This window comes from Streptomyces tyrfis (assembly GCF_037034285.1).
Classification (GTDB): Bacteria; Actinomycetota; Actinomycetes; order Streptomycetales; family Streptomycetaceae; genus Streptomyces.
In genome coordinates this window covers 99548-116526 of record NZ_JBAGJZ010000005.1, presented here as the reverse complement: position 1 = coordinate 116526, position 16979 = coordinate 99548, and the positions used below count along the sequence as shown (strand labels likewise).

The window sequence follows — 16979 nt, the reverse complement described above, 5'->3', positions numbered from 1 at the left end:
GGGGTGGGACGGAGACGGGGCCGTGCGGGACGGGGACGCGGCGGTCGTCCCGCCGGTTCAGTAGTTCGGCAGGCGGCGGGGGCCGAGGTCGGCGCGCGGCGGGGGCGGCGAGAGCCGCACGCTCGCGCCGAGCACGGTGAGCCCCTGCGGGCCGACCACGACCGGTTCCAGGGCGACGGAGACCACCTCGGGATGGTCGTCGACCAGCCGGGACACCCGCAGCAGCAGCTCTTCGAGCGCCGCGGTGTCCACGGGCGCCGCGCCCCGCCAGCCGAACAGCACCGGGGCCGCCCTGATGGATCGGATCAGCTCCGCGACCTCGCGGTCGGTGGCCGGAACCAGACGATGGGCGGTGTCGCCGAGGAGCTCGGAGGGCGCGCCGGCGAGCCCGAACGAGAGGACGGCGCCCGCCGCCGAGTCGACCGTGGCCCGTACGACGGTGTCGACGCCGCGCGGCGCCATCGCCTGGACGACGGGCTGCAGTTCGGCCGGCTTGCCGAGCAGGTCGGTCAGCTCGCCGTACGCGCGTCGCAGCGCCTCCTCGCCCGCGAGGTCCAGCCGGACGCCGCCGAGGTCGGCCCGGTGACGCAGATGGGGCGCGGTGGTCTTGAGCGCCACGGGGTATCCGAGCCGCGCCGCCGCCGCGACGGCGGCCTCCGGGTCGGGGGCCGGCAGCGTCGGCCGTACGTCGATGCCGTAGCGCCCCAGCAGTTCGCACGCCTCGTCGGGCGTGAGCGACCTGCCCCGCGGGTCGGGGACGGGACCGAGGAGGGAGTCGATCAGCTCGGCGGTCCCGGACTCGTCGATGGTGTCGTCGAGGAACTCGGGCACCTTGCCGGGTGTGGCGGCCTGCCGTCGCCACTGCGCGTACCGCACGGCCTCGGCCAGGGCGCGCACCGCCCGCTCGGCAGCGGGATAGGCGGGGATCCGGCCCACCCGCCCGGTCGTTCCCGTCCCGGTCGCACCGGTCGCTCCGCCCGAGCCGGAAGCGCCCTGGGCCGCGGTCCCGGACTGGGCGGTCCCGGACTGGGCGGTCCCGGACTGGGCGGTCCCGGGCTTCTGAGCGGCGAACGCACGCCCGGTGGCTGGCTCGGCGGCCACGGCCCCGGCCGCCGCGGGGGACGGTTTGGCCGCACGCGGCTGCGCGACCGTGCCGGCGGCCGTGGCCAGGGCCTCCGCCAGCCCGCCGATCTCCACATGGACCACGGCCACCGGCTTGCCGGGGCCCGCCTCGGCGGCCGTACGCAGCGCGGCCGCCAGCACCTCGCCGTCGCCCGCCTCCGCCTCGCCGTCCTCGCCCACCCATGGGATGGCCGTGACGATCACGGAGTCGCAGCCCTCGTCGGCGAGGGCCTCGGTCAGGGCGTCCCGGAAGTCCTGCGGCGTCGCGGCGGTGGTGAGGTCGAGGGGCGGCCGCGGACGCAGCCCCTCGGTCAGGCAGGCGTCGTAGGTGAGCAGGCCGAGCGATTCGGAGTTGCCCAGGATCGCGACCCGGGGGCCCGCCGGCAGCGGCTGGCCCGCGAGGAGGAGACCCGCGTCGACCATCTCGGTGACCGTGTCGACGCGGATCACACCGGCCTGCCGCATGAGCGCGGAGACCGTGGCGTCCGGAATCCGGCTGACCGGCACGGCGTGGCCGGGCGGGGTGGCGCCGCTGTGCCGGGCCCCCTTCACCACGACCACGGGTTTCACGGCCGCGGTGCGCCGGGCGAGCCGCATGAACTTGCGCGGGTTGCCGAACGATTCGAGGTAGAGCAGGGCGACGTCGGTGTCCGGGTCCTCGTACCAGTACTGCAGGAAGTCGTTGCCCGAGACGTCCGCGCGGTTGCCCGCCGAGATGAAGGTGGAGAGTCCCGCTCCCTGCCGGTAGAGCCGGGAGAGCAGCGCGATGCCGATCGCCCCGGACTGGGAGAACAGTCCGATGCGTCCGGGCTCGGGCCGTTCGGGAGCGAGGGAGGCGTTCAGCCGGACGGCCTCGGCGTTGTTGATGACGCCGAAGGCGTTCGGGCCGATGATCCGCATCCCGTACGAGCGCGCCTGGCGGACCAGTTCGCGCTGTCGGTCCCTGCCCTCCGCTCCCCACTCCGCGTATCCGGCGGAGAGCACGACGAGCCCTTGGACACCGTGCTCGCCGCAGTCGGCCACGGCCTCCGGGACCCGTTCGGCGGGGACGGCGACGACCGCGAGGTCCACCGGCTCACCGATCTCGCCGACGGATCGGTGGGCGGGGACGCCGTCGATGGTGCCCTGGTCGGCGGCGAAGGAGCGGTTCACGGCATAGGTGCGGCCGGTGAACCCGGCCCCGAGGATGTTGCGCAGGACCGTGCGGCCGACCCCGCCGGGCGTGCGGCCCGCTCCGATGACGGCGACGGAACCGGGGGCCAGCAGCCGTTGCACGGAGCGCGCCTCGGCCCGCTGTTCACGGCCGAGCTGGACGGCGAGGGACTCGGCCGTCGGTTCGAGGTCCAGGGTGAGATGGACGGAGCCGTCCTCGAAACTCCGCCGCTGGGTGAAGCCGGCGTCCCGGAACACCTTGATCATCTTGGTGTTCGCGGGGAGCACCTCGGCGACGAAACGGCGGATGCCGCGCTCACGGGCCACGGCGGCGATGTGTTCCAGCAGCGCCGACGCCACTCCCCTGCCCTGGTGCGCGTCCTGCACGAGGAAGGCGACCTCGGCCTCGTCCGCGGGCGCGGAGGCGGGCCGGCCGCGCCCGTCGATCCGGTCGTAGCGCACGGTCGCGATGAACTCGCCGCCGACGGTGACCGCGAGCCCCACCCGGTCGACGTAGTCGTGATGGGTGAAGCGGTGCACATCCCTGGCGGACAGCCGCGGATACGGGGCGAAGAAACGGAAGTACTTCGACTCGTCGGAGACCTGCTCGTAGAAGCTGACCAGGCGTTCGGCGTCGTCCGTGGTGATCGGCCTGATCCGCGCGGTCGCTCCGTCGCGGAGAACCACGTCTGCTTCCCAGTGATCGGGGTAGGCGTGATGCGGACTCGACTCCGACGAAGACTGCATGGGCACAGACTACGGCTCGCCCACCGGTCGCGTACGTGCCGGGGCCGGGGCAGTCTGAGGGAGGCCGAACGGCGTTGCGGCACTGGTCATGGGTGCGGCGCGGACCGGCCCGAGCACCGCGCACCACATGAGAGAATGGTCTAGACAACTATTGACCCATGAAGGGCAGAACCAATGGCTGAGCGCCGTGTCAACGTCGGCTGGGCCGAGGGCCTGCACGCCCGCCCCGCTTCCATATTCGTCCGTGCCGCCACGGCGTCGGGTGTCCCCGTGACGGTCTCCAAGGCCGACGGCAGCCCGGTGAACGCCGCTTCCATGCTCGCGGTGCTCGGTCTCGGCGCGCGGGGCGGCGAGGAGATCGTGCTCGCGTCCGACGCCGAGGACGCCGAGACCGCTCTGGACCGCCTGGCGAAGCTGGTCGCCGAGGGCCTCGACGAGCTCCCGGAAACCGTCTGATCCGGTTCGCAGGAACCGCCCGGTCCGGCCTGGACCGGATCGACTCCGTCCCACTCGGCCCAGCCCGTTTCGATTCGGTCCACTTCGGTTCAGTCTGATTCGGTTTGGACTGCTTCGGTTCCGCCCGATTCCATTCGGTCCGGTCCGACGAAAGGGCCGCGGAATCTCCAGCCACCGGGGAACTCCCGGAAGCAGCCCTGGAGCCGCGGCCCTTCACCATGTCCGGCACGGCCCTTCACCATGTCCGGCACGCCGCGGACGAGCGGTACGACTCCGGACGGAACGGCGCTTCGCCGGGCGGAAGACGCGGCGGCCGCCCCGGCCCGGACATGCGAAGGCCCCGGCACGGTGCTGCCGGGGCCTTCGGGCGGTTGCGGGCGGAACGCCGGTCAGACCGCGACGCCGTGAGCGCGCAGATACGCGACGGGGTCGATGTCGGAGCCGTAGGCGGGAGTGGTCCGGGCCTCGAAGTGCAGGTGCGGGCCGGTGGAGTTGCCGGTCGAGCCGGACAGCCCGATCTGCTGACCCGCCAGGACGCTCTGCCCGACCCGGACGCCGATCGAGGAGAGGTGCCCGTACTGCGTGTACGTGCCGTCCGTCATCCGGAGCACGATGTTGTTGCCGTACGCGCCGCCCCAGCCGGCCTCGACGACCGTACCGGAGCCGATGGCGACGACGGAGCTGCCGGAAGCCGCGTGGAAGTCGATGCCCGAGTGGCTTCCGGAGGACCAGAGCGAACCGCTGGACTTGTACCCGGTGGTGACGTAGGAGCCCGCCACCGGAAGCCGGAAGGCGCCCAGGCGGGCGCGCTCGGCGGAGCGGGCGGCCCGCGCCTCGGCGGCGCGCTTCTCCTCGGCCCGGGCCTTCGCCCTGGCCGCGGCGCGCTTCTCGGCCTCGGCCTTTCGCTGGGCCGCCGCCTTCGCCTCGGCGACGTCGGCCTGGTGCTGCTGAGCCGCGGCCTGGGCGTCGATCCGGTCGGCGATGACGTCCTCGATGGCGATGACCTGGTTCAGTCCGGTCTCGTCGACGGCGGGGGCCTCTGTCTCCGCGGCCAGAGCCGGAGAGGCGACGCCTCCGACGACGCCGGTGGCGGCCAGGGCCGCGACCCCGGCGATCTTCGCACCGGTGCACGTCAGCCGGTTCGGGGCACGATGCTTCCCGGTGGCACGGGTGAACGCCATGAAGTGGCTGGTCCTTTCCTTCCTTCTCGCCTACCGGGTTAGCTGACGGGTTCGGAGCAGGAAGGTCTCCTACGGGCGTCCCGGCCTCATGAAGACCCGGACGTCCGATTCACCCCAGGGACTGCGTGGGTCCCCGGCTCCCTCGGGCGTATGCCCGGCGGGGACTCGGCGATGGCTGTCCGGTGCGTCGCGGTCGCGACGTACGAGGGGCGAACAGCCTGGTAGACGCTATGCGCCTGTCTGTTCGTTCGCCAAACGCACAAGCCGTTTTGTAGCGCATGCCACAGGGCGTACGGGCAACCCCGCCGCCGGAACGGATCTCGGGGAAGGCCCGGCGAGACATCGCCCACAGGGCTCCCCCTCACATCCGCGCGGCGGGTGCCGCCCCGCGCCCGGCGCACGTCGAGGAGGCCTTTTCCCGTACCTCGGGGCCGGGACGGCATCCGCCCGCACGCGGACGAGGCCGGGCGCCCGCTTCCCCGCCCCGTCGCCCGCACCGGGGCCGCGGGAGCACGGGGCGAGCCCCGCCCCCGGGCGCGCCCGGGCGCCGCCGTCAGCCGGTGACCACCGACACCTCACCGATGCCCAGCGCCCGCACCGGCTCCTGGATCCGGGACGCGTCCCCGACGAGGATCGTCACCAGCCGGTCGACCGGGAAGGCGTTGACCACGGCCGCGGTCGCCTCGACCGTGCCGGCCTCCGCGAGCCGGGCGTACAGGTGGGCCTGGTAGTCGTCCGGAAGATGCTGCTCCACCTGGTCGGCGAGGGTGCTGGCGACCGAGGCCGCCATCTCGAACTTCAACGGTGCGACGCCCACGAGGTTCTGCACCGCGGTCTCGCGCTCCTCGTCGGTGAGCCCCTCGGCCGCCAGCGTCCGCAGGACCGTCCACAGGTCCGACAACGCCGGTCCGGTCGACTCGGTGTCCACCGATCCGCTGATCGCGAGCATGGCCGCACCGGTCGCCCCGGTGGCGGAGTCCGGGGCCGAGGAACGCATGACCTGGGCGAAGGCCCGGACACCGTAGGTGTAGCCCTTCTCCTCGCGCAGCACCCGGTCCAGCCGCGAGGTGAGCGTGCCGCCCAGGCAGTACGTGCCCAGCACCTGGGCCGGCCACACGCTGTCGTGCCGGTCGGCCCCGATCCGGCCGATCAGCATCTGCGTCTGCACCGCGCCCGGACGGTCCACGACGACCACGCGACCGGTGTCGTCGGCCGTGATCGGCGGGGCCGGACGCGGCTCGGCGGTGTCGCCGGACCAGTCCCCGAGCGTCTCGGCGAGCAGGGCCTCCAGATCGATGCCGGTCAGGTCGCCGACGACCACGGCGGTCGCCGCGGACGGACGGACATGGGCGTCGAAGAAGGCGCGCACCGCCGCCGAGTCGATCCGCTCCACCGTCTCCTCGGTGCCCTGACGCGGTCGCGACATCCGCGAGGTGGCGGGGAAGAGCTCCTTGGAGAGCTGCTTGGCGGCGCGCCGGGCCGGGTTGGCCTGCTCGTGCGGGATCTCGTCGAGCCGGTTGCGCACCAGCCGCTCGATCTCGCTCTCGGCGAAGGCGGGGGCCCGCAGCGCCTCGGCCACCAGCCCGAGCGCCTTGGCCAGCCGGGAGGCCGGGACCTCCAGGGACACCCGGACGCCGGAGTGGTCGGCGTGCGCGTCGAGCGTGGCGCCGCAGCGCTCCAGCTCGGCGGCGAACTCCTCGGCGGTGTGCTTGTCGGTGCCCTCGGACAGGGCCCGCGCCATGATCGTGGCCACGCCGTCCAGGCCCTCGGGCTCGGCGTCCAGCGGGGCGTCGACGACGATCTCGACCGCCACCACCTGCTGGCCCGGGCGGTGGCAGCGCAGCACCGTGAGCCCGTTGGGCAGCGAACCGCGCTCCGGCGCGGGGAAGGCCCAGGGGCGGGCGACGCCGGCGGCCGGGCGGGGGTGGAACTGCATCGATACTCCAGTCGCGGCGTCGGTCACTTGCCCGCTCCTTCGTGCGCGTCGGTGTCGTCGGCGTCGGTCTCGTCGGCGTCCGCGCCGTCCGCGGACTCGGCCGGTTCCACCGGCTCGTAGACCAGCACCGCCCGGTTGTCGGGACGCAACCGGGCCTTGGCGACCGCCTGGACCTCCTCCGCCGTCACGTCGAGCACCCGCCGCACGGCCGTCAGGGCCAGCTGCGGGTCGCCGAACAGCACGGCGTACCGGCAGAGTTCGTCGGCGCGGCCCGCGACCGTACCGAGCCGGTCCAGCCACTCGCGCTCCAACTGCGCCTGCGCGCGTTCCATTTCCTCCGGCGTCGGCCCCTCGGCGGCGAACCGGGCCAGCTCCTCGTCGACCGCCGTCTCGATCTGCGGCACCTCCACGCCGCCGGACGTCTTGACGTCCAGCCAGCCCAGCGACGGGGCGCCCGCCAGCCGCAGCAGCCCGAACCCCGCCGCCACGGCCGTGCGGTCGCGGCGGACCAGGCGGTTGTGCAGGCGCGACGACTCGCCGCCGCCGAGCACGGTCAACGCGAGGTCCGCCGCGTCGCACTCACGGGTGCCGTCGTGCGGCAGCCGGTAGGCGGCCATCAGGGCCCGCGCCGGGACCTCCTCGCGCACCTCCTCCCGCAGCTGCTCCCCGATGACCTCGGGCAGCGCGCCGTCGCGCGGCGGCTGCTTGCCGTCGTGGGACGGGATGGAGCCGAAGTACTTCTCGATCCAGGCGAGCGTCTGCTCGGAGTCGATGTCGCCGACGACCGACAGCACCGCGTTGTTCGGCGCGTAGTACGTGCGGAAGAAGGCGCGGGCGTCCTCCAGCGTCGCGGCGTCCAGATCCGCCATCGAGCCGATCGGAGTGTGGTGGTACGGGTGGCCCTCCGGGTAGGCGAGCGCCGTCAGCCGTTCGAACGCCGTGCCGTACGGGACGTTGTCGTAGCGCTGGCGCCGCTCGTTCTTGACGACGTCGCGCTGGTTCTCCATCGACTCCTCGTCGAGCGCGGAGAGCAGGGAGCCCATCCGGTCCGCCTCCAGCCAGAGGGCCAGCTCCAGCTGATGCGCGGGCATCGTCTCGAAGTAGTTGGTGCGCTCGAAGCTGGTGGTCCCGTTGAGCGAACCGCCGGCGCCCTGCACCAGCTCGAAGTGCCCGTTCCCCTTGACCTGGGCGGAGCCCTGGAACATCAGGTGCTCGAAGAGGTGCGCCAGGCCGGTGCGCCCCTCGACCTCGTGGCGTGATCCGACGTCGTACCAGAGGCAGACCGCGGCGACCGGGGTCAGATGGTCCTCCGAGAGCACCACGCGCAGGCCGTTGGCCAGGCGGTGCTCGGTCGCTGTCAAGCCGCCGGAACCGGCCTGGGCTGTGGCCGTGTGACCCATGGGCATGTACGTCCCTTCGATCGCGTTACTGGTTTTGCTGCGAGACCTGCCACTGTAAGCAAGCGCACAGGCACCTGACGAAGTTCCCATACCGCGGAAGTTCGCGTGAAAGAGGGGCGCACCACCCGGCGCGCGCTCTCCGGACCGGTCCGGGGGTACCGTCGGACGGGTCCGGGGACCGCGCTAGGGACGGGGCGAGGTCGGTGATGTCAGTGCGGCGGTCCACAATGGTCCGCGACAGAACCTGAGGTTGCCCGAACAGAATCCGTGAAGGAGTCGCAGCAGCGATGGCCCGCCGCAGCACGAAGACCCCGCCGCCGGACGACTTCGAGGAGAACATCCTCGACATCGACGTCGTCGACGAAATGCAGGGCTCCTTCCTCGAGTACGCGTACTCGGTCATCTACTCGCGGGCCCTGCCCGACGCCCGTGACGGCCTGAAGCCGGTGCACCGCCGCATCGTGTACCAGATGAACGAGATGGGACTGCGCCCCGACCGCGGTTTCGTGAAGTGCGCGCGCGTCGTCGGCGAGGTCATGGGCAAGCTCCACCCGCACGGCGACGCGTCGATCTACGACGCGCTGGTCCGTCTGGCGCAGCCGTTCTCCATGCGGCTCCCCCTGGTCGACAGCCACGGCAACTTCGGCTCGCTCGGCAACGACGACCCGCCGGCCGCCATGCGGTACACCGAGTGCCGGATGGCCGACGCGACGTCCCTGATGACGGAGTCGATCGACGAGGACACCGTCGATTTCCAGGCGAACTACGACGGTCAGGAGCAGGAGCCCTCCGTGCTCCCGGCCGCGTACCCGAACCTCCTGGTCAACGGGGCGTCCGGGATCGCGGTCGGCATGGCGACCAACATGCCGCCGCACAACCTGGGCGAGGTCGTCGCCGCCGCCCGCCATCTGATCAAGCATCCGGGCGCGGACCTGGAGACCCTGATGCGGTTCATCCCCGGACCCGACCTGCCGACCGGCGGCCGGATCGTGGGCCTGGGCGGCATCAAGGACGCGTACGCCGGCGGCCGCGGGACGTTCAAGATCCGTGCCACCGTCTCCGTGGAGAACGTCACGCCCCGTCGCAAGGGCCTGGTGGTCACCGAACTGCCCTTCGCGGTGGGTCCGGAGAAGGTGATCGCCAAGATCAAGGACCTGGTCGGGTCGAAGAAGCTCCAGGGCATCGCGGACGTGAAGGACCTGACCGACCGCGAGCACGGGCTGCGTCTGGTCATCGAGGTGAAGAACGGCTTCGTGCCCGAGGCGGTGCTGGAGCAGCTCTACAAGCTGACCCCGATGGAGGACTCCTTCGGGATCAACAACGTGGCGCTGGTCGACGGGCAGCCGCTCACGCTCGGCCTCAAGGAGCTGCTGGAGGTCTACCTCGACCACCGCTTCGACGTGGTGCGCCGGCGCAGCGAGTTCCGCCGGGGCAAGCGCCGCGACCGGCTGCACCTGGTCGAGGGCCTGCTGGTCGCGCTGCTCGACATCGACGAGGTCATCCGGCTCATCCGCTCCAGCGACAACTCGGCGCAGGCCAAGGAGCGGCTCATCCAGCGCTTCTCGCTGAGCGAGATCCAGACGCAGTACATCCTGGACACTCCGCTGCGCCGGCTGACCAAGTTCGACCGGATCGAGCTGGAGAGCGAGCGGGACCGGCTCAACAAGGAGATCGACGCGCTGACCACGATCCTCGAGTCGGACACCGCGCTGCGCAAGCTCGTCTCGTCGGAACTGGCGACGGTCGCCAAGAAGTTCGGCACCGAGCGGCGCACGGTGCTGCTGGAGTCGGCCGGCACGCAGGTCGCGTCGGTGCCGCTGCAGGTCGCGGACGACCCGTGCCGGGTGCTGCTGTCGTCGACCGGTCTGCTGGCCCGTACCGCGAACGACGAGCCGATCGTGTTCGCCGAGGACGCCAAGCGCGCCAAGCACGACGTGATCGTGTCCGCCGTGCCGGCGACGGCCCGCGGCGACATCGGTGTGGTCACGTCGGCGGGGCGGCTGCTGCGGCTCTCGGTCGTCGATCTGCCGCAGCTGCCGGACACGCACGCGGGGCCCAACCTCTCGGGCGGGGCGATGGTCTCGGAATTCCTCACCCTGGAGAGTGATGAGGAAGTCGTCTGCTTGACCACGCTGGACGAGTCGTCCCCCGGCCTGGCCATCGGCACCCTGCAGGGGGTCGTCAAGCGCGTGGTTCCGGACTACCCGGCCAACAAGGACGAGCTGGAGGTCATCGCCCTCAAGGACGGCGACCGGATCGTCGGCGCGGCCGAGCTGCGCACGGGCGAGGAGGACCTGGTCTTCATCACGTCCGACGCCCAACTGCTGCGCTACCAGGCGGCGCAGGTGCGGCCGCAGGGAAGGCCCGCCGGCGGGATGGCGGGGATCAAGCTCACGGCGGGCGCCTCGGTGATCTCGTTCACGGCCGTGGACCCGGCGGCGGACGGGGTGGTGTTCACGGTGGCGGGCTCGCACGGCCTGCTGGACGACTCGATGCTGACGTGCAAGCTCACGCCGTTCGACCAGTACCCGCGCAAGGGCCGGGCCACCGGCGGGGTGCGCTGCCAGCGGTTCCTCAAGGGCGAGGACGCCCTGGTGTTCGCCTGGGCGGGCGCCGCCCCCGCGCGGGCCGCGCAGAAGAACGGCGCGCCCGCCGAGCTGCCGGCGCCGGACCCGCGGCGTGACGGTTCGGGGGCGCCGTTGGCGAAGCCGGTCGCGGCGGTCGCGGGACCGGCGTAACCGGCCCGGCGGACGATGTGCGGGGGAGCGGCCGGGCCGCTCCCCCGCACATCCCTCGTCACTCCTCGTCGTCGGGCCGCCGCACATACCGCAGGACGCCCCACATGCCCCGCTCCAGTGCGGTGTCCTGCGCCGCGTTCAACACCGCGGCCCCCGGATCCGACACGCCCGGATCCGACACGACAGGGACCGACACGCCCGGGCCCGACACGCCCGGGACCGGGGCCGGCGCGTCGACGGTCGGCGTGTCCGTCCGACGGCAGTCGGACAGCTCCTTGTGCAGGGCCTCCGGGTCGATGCCCGAGCCGATCAGCACCAGCTGGGTGAGGCGCGGTTCGCCGCGCGTCCACGGCTGCGGCTCGAACCGCAGGAACCGGCCGACCGCGTGCAGCGCGTACCGGTTGGCGCGGTCGCCCGCGCCGAAGTCGACGAAGCCCTTGATCCGGTAGAGCCCCTGCGGCCGGGAGTCGAGGAACTCCATCAGCCGTCGGGGGTCCATGGGCACGTCGGCGGTGAAGGACACGCTCTCGTACGCGGCGTGCAGATGGTGCTCGTGCCCGGCGTCGGCCCCTTCCCCCTCGGCCCGCTCCGCCGACAGCAGGTCCTCGAAGCTGAGCTGGCGCGCCTTCTCCTCGCCGTCCGGGCGCAGCGACGGATCGAAGAGCAGCTCGGGGTCGACACGCCCGTACGTGGCGCAGATGACCGCGCCCGCCGTGCCGCCCGACGTGCCGTCGGCGCCCGGCGTGCCGGTCGCGGCGACGGCGTCGCGCACGCGTGCCAGCTCCTCGTCCCCGACCCGGTCGGCCTTGTTCAGGACGACGAGATCGGCGACGGCCAGATGGCGGTCGATCTCCGGGTGCTTCCGTCGGGTGGCCTCGAACTCCGCCGCGTCGACGACCTCCACCAGACCGCCGTACATGATGTGCGGATTGTCGCTGGCCAGAAGCATGCGGACGAGTTCCTGCGGCTCCGCGAGCCCGCTGGCCTCGATGACGATCACGTCGAGACGGGCCGACGGCCGCGTCAGCGTCTCCAGGAAGGCGTCGAGTTCGCTCGCGTCGACCGCGCAGCACAGGCAGCCGTTGCCGAGCGAGACCGTCGAACCGACCTGTCCCGAGACCGTCATCGCATCGATCTCGATCGAACCGAAGTCATTGACGATCACTCCGATCCGGTTCCCCGCACGGTTGTGGAGGAGGTGGTTGAGCAGTGTCGTCTTGCCCGACCCCAGGAACCCCGCGAGGACGATGACCGGGATCTGCTTCGTGCGGGACGGGGACGGCGGGTTCAACGGGACCTTCCTCGGGGTCGTCAGGGCATCGGGACCGGCTGCGGCGGGGGCGTGCCGACGTAACGGGCCGCCGGACGGATGATCTTCGAGTCCTCCGCCTGCTCCAGGATATGGGCGCTCCAGCCGACGGCCCGGGCCACGCAGAACGTCGGCGTGAACATCTCGCGCGGCAGCCCGCACAGCTCCATGACGACTCCGGCGTAGAACTCCACGTTGGTGTGGAGCTCGCGGCCCGGCTTGAGCTCGGCGAGGATCGACTCGACCCGCCGCTCCACCTCGACGGCCAGGTCGACGAGGGGACCGCCGAAATCCTGGGCGATGTCCCGCAGCATGCGGGAGCGGGGGTCCTCGGTGCGGTAGACGGGATGGCCGAACCCCATGATCCGCTCCCCCGCGCGCACCCGTTCACGGATCCAGCCGTCGACGCGGTCGGGGGTTCCGATGGCGTCCAGGGTGTCCAGGGCGCGGCTGGGCGCGCCGCCGTGGAGCGGACCGGAGAGTGCGCCGACGGCCGCCACCAGGCACGCGGCGACGTCGGCGCCGGTGGAGGCGACGACCCGGCCGGTGAAGGTCGAGGCGTTGAAGCCGTGGTCGACGGTGGAGATCAGATACCGCTCCACGGCCCGCACGCGCGCGGCGTCCGGCAGCGAGCCGGTGAGCATGCGCAGGTAGTCGGCGGCGTGCGGCAGGTCGTCGCGGGGCTCGATCGGTTCGAGACCCCGCCCGAGCCGGTACAGGGCGGCGAGCAGGGTGGGAACGGCGGCGCAGGCGGCCAGCGCGTCCTCGCGGCGGCGGCCGGCGTCGATGTCGTACACCGGCCGGAAGCCCGCCGACGCGCCCAGGAGCGAGAGGGCGGTGCGCAGCCCCGCCAGGGGGCCGGCGCCGGCCCCCGCGCGAGCTATGGCGGGCAGGGCGCCCCGCACCTCCGCGGGCAGCCGTCGCAGCCCGGCGGTCCGGGCGGCGAAGGCGTCCCGGGCGGCGGCGTCGGGCAGCTCGCCCTCGGACATCAGGTACCAGACGTCCTCGAAGCTCCGGGTCCCCGCCAGTTCGATCGCCGAGTACTGCCGGTAGTGGTAGAAGCCCTCGCGCCCGCGGACGTCGCCGAGCGCCGTGTCCGTAACGACGACACCCGCGAGCCCCCGGGGCGCGTCGAGCGGGCTTCCGCCGGTCGTGGTCTGCATCGTTCTCCTCCATGGGCGTAGCGCCGGAACCACCTACATTGATTCGACCATTCATGATTGACTTCAATCCTGTCAACATTGATTCCATCAATATGGATACAGTCGGCACATGAAGGAGCGGGAGGATTCCGGCGCCGGTCACGAGGTGACATCGCGGCGGCTCAGCACGAGGGAGACGGCGGAGCGTCTCGGAGTGAAGCCGGAGACGGTGTACGCCTACGTCAGCCGGGGCCAGCTGAGCAGCAGACGCGCCCCCGGCGGGAGGGGCAGCACGTTCGACGCCGCGGAGGTGGACGCGCTGGCCCGCCGATCGGGCCGCCGTGAGTCCTCCGCCGTCGGCGCGGGCGACCTGGTCTTCCGTACCGGCATCACGCTGATCGACGGCGACCGGTACTACTTCCGCGGGGTCGACGCGACGGAACTGGCCCGGCGGTACGCCTACGAGGAGGTCGCCGAGTGGCTCTGGACCGGTGTTCTGCGGCCGGGGATCCGCTTCACGGCCCCCGCCGAGGCCCTGACGGCGGCACGCCGGGCGGTCGGTGCGCTGCCCGCCCACAGCGGCCCGACGGACCGGTTGCGAGTGGCCGTGGTCGCCGCGGCGACGGCCGACCCGCTCCGTTTCGACCTCTCGCGCGAGTCCGTGCTGGCAAGCGCGCGAAGCCTGATCCCGACGCTGGTCCGCGCATTGCCCGAAGCGCCCGGCGCCGCCTCCGCCGATGACGGGGAGGGGCGGGCGGGCGGCGCGGAACCCGGGCTCGCCCGGCGACTGTGGCCGAGGCTCACCGCCCGCCCGGCGGACGCGCCGTCGCTCGCGGTGCTGGACACCGCGCTCGCCCTGCTGATCGACCACGATCTCGCCGCTTCGACCCTGGCCGCCCGGGTGGCCGCGTCCGCCCACGCCCACCCGTACGCGGTGGTCTCCGCCGGCCTCGGAGTTCTGGAGGGCCCGCTGCACGGAGCGGCGAGCGGCCTCGCGCACCGGATGCTGAGCGAGGTCCTGGAACGGGGCGGCGCCGTGCCGGTTGTGGCGGACCATCTGCGGGCCGGACGCGGCGTGCCGGGGCTCGGCCACCGGCTCTACACCTCCGAGGACCCGCGGGCGACGGCCCTGTTCGCCCTGCTCGCGGACGTCCCCGGGGCCGCCCCCGCACTCGCCGCCGCGCACGACGTGGTCGCCACGGCCGCCCGGCACACCCCCCTGCACGCCAATGTCGATCTGGCGCTGGCCGTGCTGTCGGTCTCCTGCGGCATGGCCGCGGAGGCGGGCGAAACGGTGTTCGCGGTGTCCCGCACGGCGGGCTGGATCGCGCACGCCCTGGAGGAGTACGCGGAACGGCCGTTGCGCATGCGGCCCACCGGCCAGTACGGCGGCCCGCGCCCCCCTCAGCCGCTGCCCCCGGTCGCGCCGGGCGCCTCGGGCGCCTCGGGCGCCTCGGGAAAGGAGCGGCCCGCCGGGCGGGACGGGGACGACTCGGACGGGGCCTGACGCCGCGGGGCCTTTGCCCATCGGTCACGGCCCGGCACGGACCTCGGCGGCCCCGTACCCGCCAGGCAGGGACCGGTCCGGCGGCACGCCGTTCCTCGGCATGCGGTTGCGCTATGACGGGGGGGCGGGCCCGGCCTCCGCCGGTCCCCTCCCGCCGGCGGTCCGGCCGGACCGTCCCCCGCGTACGGCCGGGCGGCTACACGGCCCCGGCCCCGGTGAGGGCGCGGACCTCCGTCTCCGCGTGCTTGGCGGCGTCGGACGGCTCGGTGGAGGTCACCGTTCCGGCCCAGCCGGCCAGGAAGCCCAGCGGAATGGACACCAGGCCGGGGTTCTCCAGAGGGAAGAACTGGAAGTCGAGCCCGGGGAAGATCGAGGTCGGGCTGCCGGAGACGACCGGGGAGAACACCACCAGGAGCACGGCGGGGAGCAGCCCTCCGTAGATCGACCAGACCGCTCCCCTGGTGGTGAAGCGCCGCCAGAAGAGGGAGTAGAGCAGCGCCGGAAGGTTGGCCGAGGCGGCGACGGCGAAGGCGAGCCCGACCAGGAACGCGACGTTCAGGTTCTGGGCGATCAGGCCGAGCCCGATGGCCGCCACGCCGATCCCGGTCGCCGCGGCCCGGGCCACGGCGACCTCGCTGTACTGCCTGGAGCCGGGACGCCGGAGCGAGGCGTAGAGGTCATGGGCGACGGACGCCGACGAGGCGAGGGTGATCCCCGCGACGACGGCGAGGATGGTCGCGAAGGCGACGGCCGCCACGACGGCGAACAGGATCGTTCCCGCGGCGGATCCCTCGCCCCCGCCGAGGACCAGGGCCAGCAGCGGAACGGCCGTGTTGCCCGCGGCGTTCGACGCCCGTACGTCGGCCGGGCCGACCAGCGCCGCCGCCCCGAACCCGAGCGCGATGGTCATCAGATAGAAGCTGCCGATGAGCCCGATGGACCAGACGACCGACCTGCGGGCCGCCCGGGCGGTCGGCACGGTGTAGAACCGCGACAGGATGTGCGGCAGCCCCGCCGTGCCGAGCACCAGGGCCAGGCCCAGACTGATGAAGTCGATGCGCGCCGTCCAGGTCCCGCCGTAGAGGAGACCGGGCGACAGGAAGCGGCTTCCGTCTCCGCTGCGTCGCGCGGCGGAGTCCAGCAGCGCGTTGAAGTCGCCGTGGAAGCGGACCAGGACGAGCACGGTGAGCACGGCCGCCCCCGCCATCAGCAGGACGGCCTTGACGATCTGGATCCAGGTGGTGGCGCGCATCCCGCCCAGGGACACATAGATCACCATGAGCGCGCCGACACCGATGACGGTCCAGGAACGGGCGGCGCCGCTCGTGCCCCCGAGGAGCAGGGCGACCAGGCTGCCCGCGCCGACCATCTGCGCCACCAGGTAGAGCACGGAGACGGTGACGGACGACGTGCCTGCCGCGATCCGCACCGGACGTTGCCTCATGCGCGCCGCCACCACATCGGCGAGGGTGAACCGCCCGCAGTTGCGGACCAGTTCGGCGATCAGCAGCAGCACGACGAGCCAGGCGACGAAGAACCCGACCGAGTACAGCATGCCGTCGTAGCCGTAGAGGGCGATCAGACCGGAGATGCCGAGAAAGGAGGCCGCCGACATGTAGTCGCCGGCGATGGCGAAACCGTTCTCCATCGGAGAGAACAGCCGGCCGCCGGCGTAGAACTCCTCGGCCGAGCCGTGCCGGTCGCGGCTCACCCAGGTGGTGATGGCGAGCGTCACGGCGATGAAGACGCTGAAGAGCACGAGCGCCAGCGTCTGATGGTTCCCGTTCAACGCCCGGCCTCCCGTGTCATCTCCTGTGTCTCCCAGCGCAGTTCGAGTGCGGCGCGGTCCCTGCGCAGGCGCGCGTGCCGCGCGTACGCCCAGGTGAGGAGGAACGTCGTGAGGAACTGTCCGAGTCCCGCGACCATCGCGACATTGACCGCGCCGGCCACCGGGCGGGACATCAGCCCGGGCTCGGTGATCGCGACCACGACATAGGCGAGATACCAGGCGAGGAAGGCGAGCGTCGCGGGGAGGACGAAGCGCCGGTATCGGCGGCGCACCTCCTGGAAGGCCTCGCCACCCTGCACTTCCAGGTAGATCTCGGCCGCGCCGGGACGGCGCCGGGAGGCACCGGGGCCGGACGCTCCCGCGGGTGCGAAATTCCCCTCGCCGTCCAATTCGCCCCACCCGGACGCGAGCGTGTCGTACCACGGGTCGTCGAACCGCACCGTTGCGGTGTCGCGCCCTGCTTCCTTCTCCACCGAACAACTCCCCTTGTCCACGGACCA

General features: G+C 72.7%; 11 protein-coding genes and 1 riboswitch. Of the genes, 3 read left to right on the top strand and 8 right to left on the bottom strand.

All coding sequences use genetic code 11. The annotated features are described in order from the left end of the window. Positions 1-57 precede the first annotated feature (57 nt). Entirely contained in the window at positions 58-3021 is a 2964-nt protein-coding gene (locus WA762_RS05745; RefSeq protein WP_335933449.1) for a bifunctional acetate--CoA ligase family protein/GNAT family N-acetyltransferase, read from the bottom strand. Between the two features lie 174 nt (positions 3022-3195). Between WA762_RS05745 and WA762_RS05740 the strand changes: the two genes are divergently transcribed. Continuing rightward, positions 3196-3477 carry an HPr family phosphocarrier protein gene (locus WA762_RS05740; protein ID WP_335933447.1) on the top strand — a complete coding sequence of 94 codons (282 nt, stop codon included), beginning with the start codon at positions 3196-3198 and terminating at the stop codon, positions 3475-3477. Positions 3478-3866: 389 nt separating this feature from the next. On the opposite strand, the gene WA762_RS05735 is transcribed toward WA762_RS05740, so the two are convergent. From WA762_RS05735 to WA762_RS05725, 3 genes are all read right to left on the bottom strand, one after another. Next, a complete protein-coding gene (locus WA762_RS05735) occupies positions 3867-4658 on the bottom strand; it encodes a M23 family metallopeptidase (protein WP_335933445.1) in 792 nt (263 codons plus the stop codon). 13 nt (positions 4659-4671) lie between these two features. Continuing rightward, positions 4672-4839, bottom strand: a riboswitch (cyclic di-AMP (ydaO/yuaA leader). Between the two features lie 372 nt (positions 4840-5211). Then, positions 5212-6594, bottom strand: coding sequence for a M16 family metallopeptidase (locus tag WA762_RS05730; RefSeq protein ID WP_335933618.1), 1383 nt, complete (start codon positions 6592-6594; stop codon positions 5212-5214). 23 nt (positions 6595-6617) lie between these two features. Further along, a complete protein-coding gene (locus WA762_RS05725) occupies positions 6618-8000 on the bottom strand; it encodes a M16 family metallopeptidase (RefSeq protein ID WP_335933443.1) in 1383 nt (460 codons plus the stop codon). Positions 8001-8281: 281 nt separating this feature from the next. On the opposite strand from WA762_RS05725, the gene WA762_RS05720 reads away from it, so the two are divergent. After that, on the top strand, positions 8282-10732 hold the full coding sequence (locus WA762_RS05720; RefSeq protein ID WP_335933441.1) for a DNA gyrase/topoisomerase IV subunit A: 2451 nt from the start codon (positions 8282-8284) through the stop codon (positions 10730-10732). 58 nt (positions 10733-10790) lie between these two features. On the opposite strand, the gene WA762_RS05715 is transcribed toward WA762_RS05720, so the two are convergent. Next, positions 10791-12023 carry a CobW family GTP-binding protein gene (locus tag WA762_RS05715; RefSeq protein ID WP_335933440.1) on the bottom strand — a complete coding sequence of 411 codons (1233 nt, stop codon included), beginning with the start codon at positions 12021-12023 and terminating at the stop codon, positions 10791-10793. Between the two features lie 20 nt (positions 12024-12043). Next, positions 12044-13204 (bottom strand): citrate synthase, encoded by a 1161-nt coding sequence (locus WA762_RS05710; RefSeq protein ID WP_335933439.1) that lies wholly within the window; start codon positions 13202-13204, stop codon positions 12044-12046. 109 nt (positions 13205-13313) lie between these two features. Here WA762_RS05710 and WA762_RS05705 point away from each other — a divergent pair, with 109 nt between their 5' ends. Continuing rightward, a complete protein-coding gene (locus WA762_RS05705) occupies positions 13314-14690 on the top strand; it encodes a citrate synthase (RefSeq protein WP_335933437.1) in 1377 nt (458 codons plus the stop codon). Between the two features lie 196 nt (positions 14691-14886). Here WA762_RS05705 and WA762_RS05700 read toward each other — a convergent pair whose 3' ends face one another. Together WA762_RS05700 and WA762_RS05695 are read right to left on the bottom strand one after the other, a co-directional pair. Beyond that, complete coding sequence (locus WA762_RS05700; protein ID WP_335933435.1) at positions 14887-16479, bottom strand: solute symporter family protein; 1593 nt, start codon at positions 16477-16479, stop codon at positions 14887-14889. Then, on the bottom strand, positions 16476-16919 hold the full coding sequence (locus WA762_RS05695; RefSeq protein WP_335933617.1) for a DUF485 domain-containing protein: 444 nt from the start codon (positions 16917-16919) through the stop codon (positions 16476-16478). Before WA762_RS05695 ends, WA762_RS05700 begins: the two co-directional genes overlap by 4 nt. Positions 16920-16979 lie beyond the last annotated feature (60 nt).

Coding starts and splice junctions, on each gene's coding strand:
- WA762_RS05745 (WP_335933449.1), bottom strand. CDS start 3,021: ATGCAGTCTTCGTCGGAGTCGAGTCCGCATCACGCCTACCCCGATCAC.
- WA762_RS05740 (WP_335933447.1), top strand. CDS start 3,196: ATGGCTGAGCGCCGTGTCAACGTCGGCTGGGCCGAGGGCCTGCACGCC.
- WA762_RS05735 (WP_335933445.1), bottom strand. CDS start 4,658: ATGGCGTTCACCCGTGCCACCGGGAAGCATCGTGCCCCGAACCGGCTG.
- WA762_RS05730 (WP_335933618.1), bottom strand. CDS start 6,594: ATGCAGTTCCACCCCCGCCCGGCCGCCGGCGTCGCCCGCCCCTGGGCC.
- WA762_RS05725 (WP_335933443.1), bottom strand. CDS start 8,000: ATGCCCATGGGTCACACGGCCACAGCCCAGGCCGGTTCCGGCGGCTTG.
- WA762_RS05720 (WP_335933441.1), top strand. CDS start 8,282: ATGGCCCGCCGCAGCACGAAGACCCCGCCGCCGGACGACTTCGAGGAG.
- WA762_RS05710 (WP_335933439.1), bottom strand. CDS start 13,204: ATGCAGACCACGACCGGCGGAAGCCCGCTCGACGCGCCCCGGGGGCTC.
- WA762_RS05705 (WP_335933437.1), top strand. CDS start 13,314: ATGAAGGAGCGGGAGGATTCCGGCGCCGGTCACGAGGTGACATCGCGG.